The organism is Acidaminococcus sp. CAG:542 (assembly GCF_000437815.1).
Lineage (GTDB): Bacteria > Bacillota > Negativicutes > Acidaminococcales > Acidaminococcaceae > Acidaminococcus.
Genome location: NZ_FR902083.1, coordinates 11,119 through 19,148 on the forward strand (window position 1 = coordinate 11,119; position 8,030 = coordinate 19,148).

10 protein-coding genes are annotated in these 8,030 nt (G+C 55.3%); 3 read left to right on the forward strand and 7 right to left on the reverse strand.

Annotated elements, in window-relative coordinates; translation table 11 throughout:
- Both QVO43_RS06775 and QVO43_RS06780 read left to right on the forward strand, forming a co-directional pair.
- On the forward strand, positions 1–514 hold a 514-nt coding region (locus QVO43_RS06775), incomplete at its 5' end, for an NUDIX hydrolase (RefSeq protein ID WP_288174667.1).
- Positions 515–689: 175 nt separating this feature from the next.
- Positions 690–950, forward strand: coding sequence for a stage V sporulation protein S (locus QVO43_RS06780; protein WP_012938234.1), 261 nt, complete (start codon positions 690–692; stop codon positions 948–950).
- Positions 951–999: 49 nt separating this feature from the next.
- On the opposite strand, the gene QVO43_RS06785 is transcribed toward QVO43_RS06780, so the two are convergent.
- From QVO43_RS06785 to QVO43_RS06815, 7 genes are all read right to left on the reverse strand, one after another.
- Entirely contained in the window at positions 1,000–1,971 is a 972-nt protein-coding gene (locus QVO43_RS06785; protein WP_022487782.1) for an ABC transporter substrate-binding protein, read from the reverse strand.
- Positions 1,972–2,073: 102 nt separating this feature from the next.
- Entirely contained in the window at positions 2,074–2,826 is a 753-nt protein-coding gene (locus QVO43_RS06790; protein WP_022487783.1) for an ABC transporter ATP-binding protein, read from the reverse strand.
- Positions 2,814–3,557 (reverse strand): ABC transporter permease, encoded by a 744-nt coding sequence (locus tag QVO43_RS06795; protein WP_022487784.1) that lies wholly within the window; start codon positions 3,555–3,557, stop codon positions 2,814–2,816. The genes QVO43_RS06790 and QVO43_RS06795 overlap by 13 nt, the downstream gene beginning before the upstream one ends.
- Entirely contained in the window at positions 3,547–3,822 is a 276-nt protein-coding gene (locus QVO43_RS06800; RefSeq protein WP_022487785.1) for a TM1266 family iron-only hydrogenase system putative regulator, read from the reverse strand. The genes QVO43_RS06795 and QVO43_RS06800 overlap by 11 nt, the downstream gene beginning before the upstream one ends.
- A 242-nt stretch (positions 3,823–4,064) precedes the next feature.
- The gene (locus QVO43_RS06805; RefSeq protein WP_022487786.1) at positions 4,065–5,615 is read right to left on the reverse strand and encodes a tripartite tricarboxylate transporter permease; all 1,551 of its coding nucleotides are present in this window, start codon (positions 5,613–5,615) and stop codon (positions 4,065–4,067) included.
- An 18-nt stretch (positions 5,616–5,633) separates the two neighbouring features.
- The gene (locus QVO43_RS06810) at positions 5,634–6,092 is read right to left on the reverse strand and encodes a tripartite tricarboxylate transporter TctB family protein (RefSeq protein WP_022487787.1); all 459 of its coding nucleotides are present in this window, start codon (positions 6,090–6,092) and stop codon (positions 5,634–5,636) included.
- A 64-nt stretch (positions 6,093–6,156) separates the two neighbouring features.
- Positions 6,157–7,152, reverse strand: a complete 996-nt coding sequence (locus QVO43_RS06815) for a Bug family tripartite tricarboxylate transporter substrate binding protein (RefSeq protein ID WP_022487788.1) — start codon at positions 7,150–7,152, stop codon at positions 6,157–6,159.
- Positions 7,153–7,424: 272 nt separating this feature from the next.
- Here QVO43_RS06815 and QVO43_RS06820 point away from each other — a divergent pair.
- Positions 7,425–8,030 (forward strand): iron-containing alcohol dehydrogenase (locus tag QVO43_RS06820; protein WP_288174671.1); only part of this gene is annotated, 606 nt, incomplete at its 3' end.

Sequence of the window (8,030 nt, forward strand, 5' to 3'; positions counted from 1 at the left end):
TACCCGGACCGCCTTTGAAGGCCGTCTGCTCCATCTCTATGTGGACCAGGTGAAACTGCCCAACGGCAATGATTCCACCCGGGAATACATCCTCCACCAGGGAGCCGTGGGGATCCTGCCGGTAATGGAAGACGGCAGCATGGTGTTTGTAAAGCAGTTCCGGTATCCTGTCCATTCGGTGATCTACGAGATCCCGGCGGGCAAACTGGAAAAAGGGGAAGAAATCCTCCCCAGCGCCCAGCGGGAACTGTCCGAAGAAACCGGTCTTACCGCCGATCACTGGACCCGGATGACTTCTATTGTCACTACCCCCGGATTCACCAACGAAACCATCCATCTGTTCCTGGCCACCGGTCTCCACCAGGGAAAGATGCATCCCGATGCCGATGAATTCCTCCAGGTGGAAGTGATTCCGGAAGAAAAAGTTAAACAGATGGTCATGTCAGAAGACATTTTTGATGCAAAAACCCTGTCAGCGCTTCTACTGTACTTCCTGAAAAAAGAAGCCTGTTAAAAATTCATGTAATAAATTTGTAAAATCAAAAAAATGTGTAACAAATTTCCTAAAGTATGTTATAATATCCATAAATTGATTTTTGGGAAACGATTCACTCATTGCAACACTGATTGGAGTACTGCGTATTGAACATTTTCCAAACATCACAAAAAATGATGAGGGGGAACCGAACATGGATGTACTAAAGGTTTCGACAAAATCCAATCCGAATTCTGTAGCAGGTGCGTTAGCAGGTGTATTGAGAGAAAACGGTAAAGCTGAAATCCAGGCCATTGGGGCTGGTGCCCTGAACCAGGCAGTGAAAGCCATCGCCATTGCCCGGGGGTTTGTGGCTCCTCATGGTATGGATCTGGTATGTGTTCCCGCGTTCATTGATATCAACATCGACGGTGAAGAACGGACCGCCATCAAATTGCTGGTGGAACCTCGCTGAAAGTAAAAAAAAGAAGCTGTTGCAGCTGGCAACAGCTTCTTTTTTTTACTTACTTTACAAACAACGCATCCACATCCACTTTCTTTTCCATCATCCCGGAGGCAACCAGGAAATCCTGGGTCTTCTTCAGGGAGGCGATGGCTTCGGGGGTAATGGTCATGCTGAAATCATAGAGGGGAGCCATTTCCTTTACGGCTTCCGGTTTCAGTTCCGTGGCTTTGGCGGTCATTTCCAGGGCCTTGTCCGGATTCTTCTTCATGAAGTCCAGGGTTTCCTTCTGGACGGCCAGGAAAGTATCCACCAGGTCCTTGTGTTCCTTGTAGAACTTGCCGCTGACTGCGGTAACCGTCAGGCCGGATACCAGCCCTTCTCCGGTGGTGACCACGTGCATGCCCTTCTTTTCCACATTGTAGGCCAGAGGACCGGCCAGGAGAGCACAGTCAGCACTGCCGTTTTCCAGGGCGGAAGCGGCGGCAGGAAGGCCCATGGAAACGAACTTCACATCGTTCATGGAAAGCCCGGCCTGCTGGAGATAAGCGGCCAGCAGTTCGTGGAGGATGGTGCCCTTGGGCCCGGCAATGGTCTTGCCCTTCAGGTCAGCGGCACTTTGGATGCTGCCGTCCTTGGAGAACAGCTTGAAGGCCTTGGGAGCCTGGGAGTACAGGCTGATGATCTTGATGTCGTTGCCGTTGGCAGCGCTGAGGAGCACGGAAGAACCGCCCACACAGTTCAGGAACTGGATGTCCCCGCTGGCCAGGGCAGCCGTCTGATCCGCTCCGGAAGTGATGGTGGAGTAGGAGGCGGTGATGTTCTTTTCCTTGAACTTCTTCTCAAAGCTCTGGTTGGCCTTTTCCACAATGGAAGGGATGTTCAGGGGTGCCTGGACATAGGTGATGCTCACCTTGTCCATTTTGGGAGCCGCCTTCTGGGCGGATTTGCCGCTGCCGCACCCGGCAGCCAGGGCTCCCACTGCCACCAGACAGCAGGCAAGAGCAACAGAGAGTTTTTTCTTCAATGACATTTGTAACAGATCCTTTCGTCTCAGGGGATATCCGCCCTCGACAAGGGCGGGGGACCAGCCGTCAGGCTGGTGGTGGGTTAGCCGCTTCAGCGGCGTTTCTCTTCAAAGGAACCGGCTGGAGCAGGTTCCTTCTTTCAGTCGTTGACCGTTTAACGGGCCGCTGCCGGGCTGCAGCAGCCCCTCCAGCAGCTTTTTTTTCGCTTCGATCAGCCCCGGGGAAAGCAGGTCCCGTTGGCCCGGGGGCAGGTACTGTTCCTGGGCAATCCGGCCTTCTTTCAAGATCAGAAGCCGGTCCCCCAGGGTCAGGGCCTCGTCCACATTGTGGGTCACCAGCACCACTCCCATGGAAAGCTTTTCCACCATGGACCGGAGTTCCTGCTGGAGCTGGCCCCGGGTAAAGTAATCCAGGGCCGCAAAGGGTTCGTCCATGAGGATCAGGCTGCTGTGCATGGCCAGGGTCCGGGCCAGGGAGGCCCGCTGCTGCATGCCTCCGGACAGCTGGGCCGGGTACTGGCCCGCTGCATCCGTCAGCTGGACCAGGTCCAGCCAGTGGTCCGTTTCTCCCGGGTCCGCCCCTTTGGGCAGTCCCAGGGCGATGTTTTCCCGGCAGGTGAGCCAGGGGAACAGCCGGGCCTCCTGGAACATCATGCCCAGTTTCAGCCCGGCCGGTTTTTCCACAGTGCCGGCATCCGGCGTTTCCAGCCCCGCCAGGATGCGCAGCAGGGTGGTCTTCCCGCAGCCGCTTTTCCCCAGGATCACCGTACATTCCCGGAGCGAAAGAGCCAGGGAAAGGTCCCGGAGCACCACCCGGGCACCATAGGTTTTGGTAATATGGTCCAGCTTCAGCGCATCCAACGGAGCAGCCTCCTTTCCACTGCCGCAAAGATCCCATCCAGCAAAAGGCCCAGGGCTCCGATGGTCAGGATGCCGATGAACACTTTGTCGCTGCGGCTCATGGCCTGGGCGTCCAGGATCAGATACCCCAGTCCGCTGTCGGCAGCTATCATTTCCGCCCCGATAATGGCCCGGAGGCTGTAGCCCATGCCCACCCGGAGTCCGGTGAGGATCCCGGGCAGGGCCGCTGGCAGCCGGATCTTCCACAGGGCCTTCCAGGGAGAGAACCCCAGCATTTGGCCCACTTCCAGCAGCTTCCGGTCACACCGGCGGAACCCGTCGTCCATGTTCAGGTACATGGGGAAGAAGGAAGCCAGCACGATGATGATGGTCTTGGGCAGTTCCCCGATGCCGAACCAGAGGATCAGCAGGGGAATCAGGGACAGGGGCGGTACATGGCGGAACACTTCCAGGAGCCCTCCGTAGCAGGCCCGGAGCCGGGGAAACAGCAGGTTCAGGCTGGCCAGAAGGCAGCTGGCCAGAAAGGCCCAGAAGAACCCGGTAAGGATCCGCCGGAGGCTGATCAGGATGTGCCGGACCAGCTCCCCGTTCCGGACCATGTGGAGAAAGGTGTCCCACACCTGGCCGGGAGAGGGGAGGATGTAGCTGCTCCAGATCCCTTCTGCCGATGCCCAGGCCCACAGCAGGAACACCAGCACAAAGGGCAGGACCAACCGGATCTTACCCTTCATGGTTCTCGTGGCCGGAAGTGACCTTGGCATAGGCTGTCTTGGAGGACACCCCCGGCAGCTTCCCGATCCGGCCGGACAGGTTGCTGATAATGTCCTGAGGGGCATCCACCACCACGCTGATGATGTGGATGTTCCGGGCATGGTAGGGAATCCCCATCCGCCCGATTACATAGGGACCAAAGTCATGAAGGATGGAGTTCAGGTCCTCCACCGCATCCGGATCCTCTACAATGATTCCCAAAATCGCCACACGGGTTTCTTCCATAAAAAGACCTCCTCACATACCCATTATCCGCCCTTTTCAAGGGCGGGGGACCAGCCGCAAGGCTGGTGGTGGGTTAGCAGCCGCAGGCTGCGTTTCCATTTACTGGAACCCGCTGCCGGGTTCCTTCCTTTTACCGTTGAGAATTGACAGGGGGTGCTGCAGCGCAGCACCCCCTTTAATCCGTCCGTCTTCCATCGCAAGGGGTCTTTTGATGTGAGAAGGCACTTGTTCCATTCCGTTTATTATTTTTTGTCTGCTTCGTCTATTTCCTTGTCTTCTGCCGCCAGGGCCGCTTCGTCCGCTTTCTTTTCCTTCTTGAAGAACTTCATCACAAAGGGAGAGAGCAGGGACAGCAGGCACAGGGCCAGCAGGATCTTGCAGATGTTGGTGGACAGCAGGATGCTGGTATCCCCGCCGGAAAGGCTCAGGCTCCGGCGCAGTCCTTTTTCGCCCAAAGGCCCCAAAATCAGAGCCAGCACAACCGCAGCGGTGTTCATGTTGCATTTCCGCATGAGATACCCGATGACCCCGAACACAAACATCACCTTCACATCAAAGGCACTGTTGTTGATGGCAAAAGAACCCACCACGCACAGCACGAAGATGCTGGGAATCAGGATGGCATCGGACACCCGGGCAATCTTGGCGAACAGACGGCAGCCCAAAAGGCCGATCAGCAGCATGAAGAACTGGATGACCACGAATCCGCCAAAGAAAGTATACGTCATGGGAGCATACTTTGTAAAGAGTTCCGGTCCCGGCTGGAGCCCGTGGATGATCAGCCCGCCCATAAGCACGGCGGTAACGCTTTCCCCGGGAATCCCCAGAGTCAGTGTGGGAATCAGGGAACCGCCGGTTACTGCGTTGTTGGCCGCTTCCGACCCGGCAATCCCTTCAATGGAGCCCTTGCCGAATTCTTCCGGATGTTTGGAGAACCGTTTGGCTTCGTTGTAGCCTAAAAAACAGGCAATGGAAGCCCCGGCTCCGGGCAGGATGCCGATGATGTTCCCGATGATCCAGCTCCGGAGCACCGTGGGGGTGATCTGTTTCATTTCCTTCAGGGTCAGCATGATCCGGTCACTGAACTTGGCGGCTTTGGCCCGTTTCACAATGGCTTTTTCCGCCAGGATAAAGGCCTGGCTCATGGAAAAGAGACCAATCAGGGCACAGGTGATGTTGATGCCGTTATAGAGAGAATCCTGGCCGAACATGAACCGTTCTACCCCCTGCATGGGGTCCATGCCGATGGTGGAGAGAACCAGCCCGAAGGCCCCGGACATGAGCCCCAGGATCATGGAATCCGTGTTGATCCCGGCGATGATGGTGAGGCCGAAGAGGCTCAGCCAGAAGTATTCCGGACTGCCGAATTCCATGGCCAGTTTGGCCAGCATGGGAGCAAAGAAATACAAGGAAATGCAGCTTAACAGTCCGCCCCAGAAAGAAGCGATACAGGCAGTGGCCAGGGCTTTCCCGGCCTTGCCCTTTAAAGTCATGGCATACCCGTCGATGGCTGTGGCCGCCGATGCCGGTGTACCGGGGGTGTGGATCAGGATGGCGGAAATGGAGCCCCCGAAAATGGCCCCGCAGTAGATGCCTCCCAGCATGATCAGCCCGGCGGAAGGTTCCATCCCAAAGGTCAGGGGCAGCAGCAGGGCCACCCCCATGGCCGCCGAAAGCCCGGGCATGCACCCGATGACGATCCCCATGGTCACGCTGGCGATCATAATGACGATATTTATAGGCGAAAGGGCGTTGATGAACCCCATGGCCATCAATGCGTATTGATTTTCCATTCTTTCATCCTCCCTTTCCTAGAGCAGTTCTTCCAGCAGCAGGCCGTCCGGCAGAGGCACGGACAGGAATTCGCTGAAGACAATATAGATCAGGGCCATGAGCACCACCAGGGTGATGGCCATATACTTCTTTTCAATGTGGAAAAAGTGCAGCATGAACAGGAGATATAAAATAGCAGAAGGATAAAATCCGATCAGCACCATCAGCACAAAGAAAAGGATGGAGGCAATCAGGAAGGTGAAGAACTGCCTGGGCAGGAAATGGGTCCACACTTCCGGCAGATCGTTGACAATGGTGAAATGGCCGTGGCAGCTGCAGGCCATCTTCACCAGCTGCATGAGAGTCAGCACGGCCAACAGGCCGATGACGAATTTGGGATAGCTCTGTGCCGCCGGAGGCAGTTGCAGTGTCTCGTAAAAGAAGAAGGCACAGAATCCCAGCATGAAGATCACTACACTGAGTTCCGATTTTTTCATAATGGTTTCCCCTCAAAAGAGGGGCTGCACCCTGGCAGCCCCCGATTTATTCCGCTTGTGTCATTCAGGCGTCCTGGTACAGTTTGCTGACCACGTCTTTGCAGAAGGTCATCTGTTCCTGGATCAGTTTGCCCAGTTCCTTGCTGTCCATGTAGTGGAGTTCCAGACCGGCGTTCTTGTGGTCACGGATGGTCTGTTCATCGGTCATGGTCATCTTAAAGGCATTTTCATAGAATTTGATGATGTTTTCCGGAGTGCCTTTGGGAGCCACCAGAGCACGGGCGGAGCCGTACCACTTGTTGTAGTAGCCCAGTTCACCCAGGGTGGGCACATCTTTGTAGTTGTCCAGGCGTTTTTCAGAGAATACGCCCAACAGTTTCAGGGCTGCGTTGCTGCCCCGGATCAGAGGTTCCACATCCCCCAGTTTGGCGCAGGAGAAGTCCACTTCGCCCTGGCGCAGGGCCAGCAGCTGGTCAGCGGTACCGCCGTAAGGCACCGCATTGTATTTGAACTTGGCGGTGGTGGACAGCAGCTGGGCTGCCGTGTGGTTGGAAGCCTGTACCCCGTTGGTGGAAGCCTTCAGTTCGCCCGGATGGGCTTTGGCATATTCCACCAGATCTTTCAGGCTGTTGAACTGGCTGTCCTTCCGGACTACCACAACCCCGGTTTCCTTCAGATGGTTGCAGATGGGAACGATGCTCTTGTCATCGAAGGAAGCATTCTTGGCCAGAGCCAGGGTGGTGTAGGTGGGCAGGTTGATGAAGCCGATGGTGTAGCCGTCCGGTTTGGCTTTTGACAGTTCCGTCCAGCCGATCTTTCCGTCAGCGCCGGGTTTGTTTTCGATGATCAGGGTCTTGCCTACGAATTTTTCCGCATCCTTGCAGAGTACCCGGGCACCGGTATCCGTGCCGGACCCTGCCTTGTAGGCTACAATGACCTTGATGTCCTTGTTGGGTTTCCATTCACCGGACGCTTTCTGAGCTTTCTTGCCCCCGCAGGCACCAACAGCCAGGGCCAGGGCACAGATGGCGGACGCAGCCAGCCACTTTTTGAGTTTCATACAAATCTTCCTCCTTTATAAAGACTTTGTAAAAATGTAAAAACTCTGTAAAACTATTGTAACATATTTTGGAACGTTCGCCTACTGAATTTTTGGAAAAAACACGCAAGGCATAAAACTTATAGAAAACCGTTTTGTTTATCTTTTAAAGAATCAATAATTATTGTTAAAAACTTATCTTTTATGGTATAATACAATAAACAAAAATCTGTCTCCAAAGGACACGATTTCTCTGGTTGAGAGAGATTTTCAGTACAAAGGAGGAACTCACTATGGCAAGACTGCGTCTCATGCGTGCACCGCTGAAATATGTACAGGGGAGTGGAGCCCTGAAGGAATTCTACGATTATTTCAAGGATCTGGGGAAGAACTGGCTGTTCATCTGCAGCCGGAGCGGCCACCGGACCTGCCATAACAAACTGGAAGAAAGCTTCGGCACCAGCGATACCCACCGGCACTACGAAGTGTTCGGAGGCATCTCCAGTGTAGGGGAAATCGACAAGTTCCGGAAAATGGTCCGGGCGGAAAACATCGATGTGGTGGTAGGGGTCGGCGGCGGGTCCGCCATCGATACCGCCAAAGCCACGGCTCATTACGAAGGAAAACGGGTGGTGATCATTCCCACAGTGGTAGCCACTGATGCTCCCTGCACCGGGCTGTCCGTGATTTATAACGACGACGGTTCCTTCAACAGCTACCTGTTCTATCCCAACAATCCGGACGGGGTGCTGGTGGATAGTTATATCATCGCCCATGCACCGGTGAAGTTCCTGGTGGCCGGCATGGGGGATGCCCTGGGGACCTATTTTGAAGCCCGGGCCTGCTATCGGACCGATGCGCCCAGCCTGGAAAACGGCGGGATCACCCGGTCCGCCATG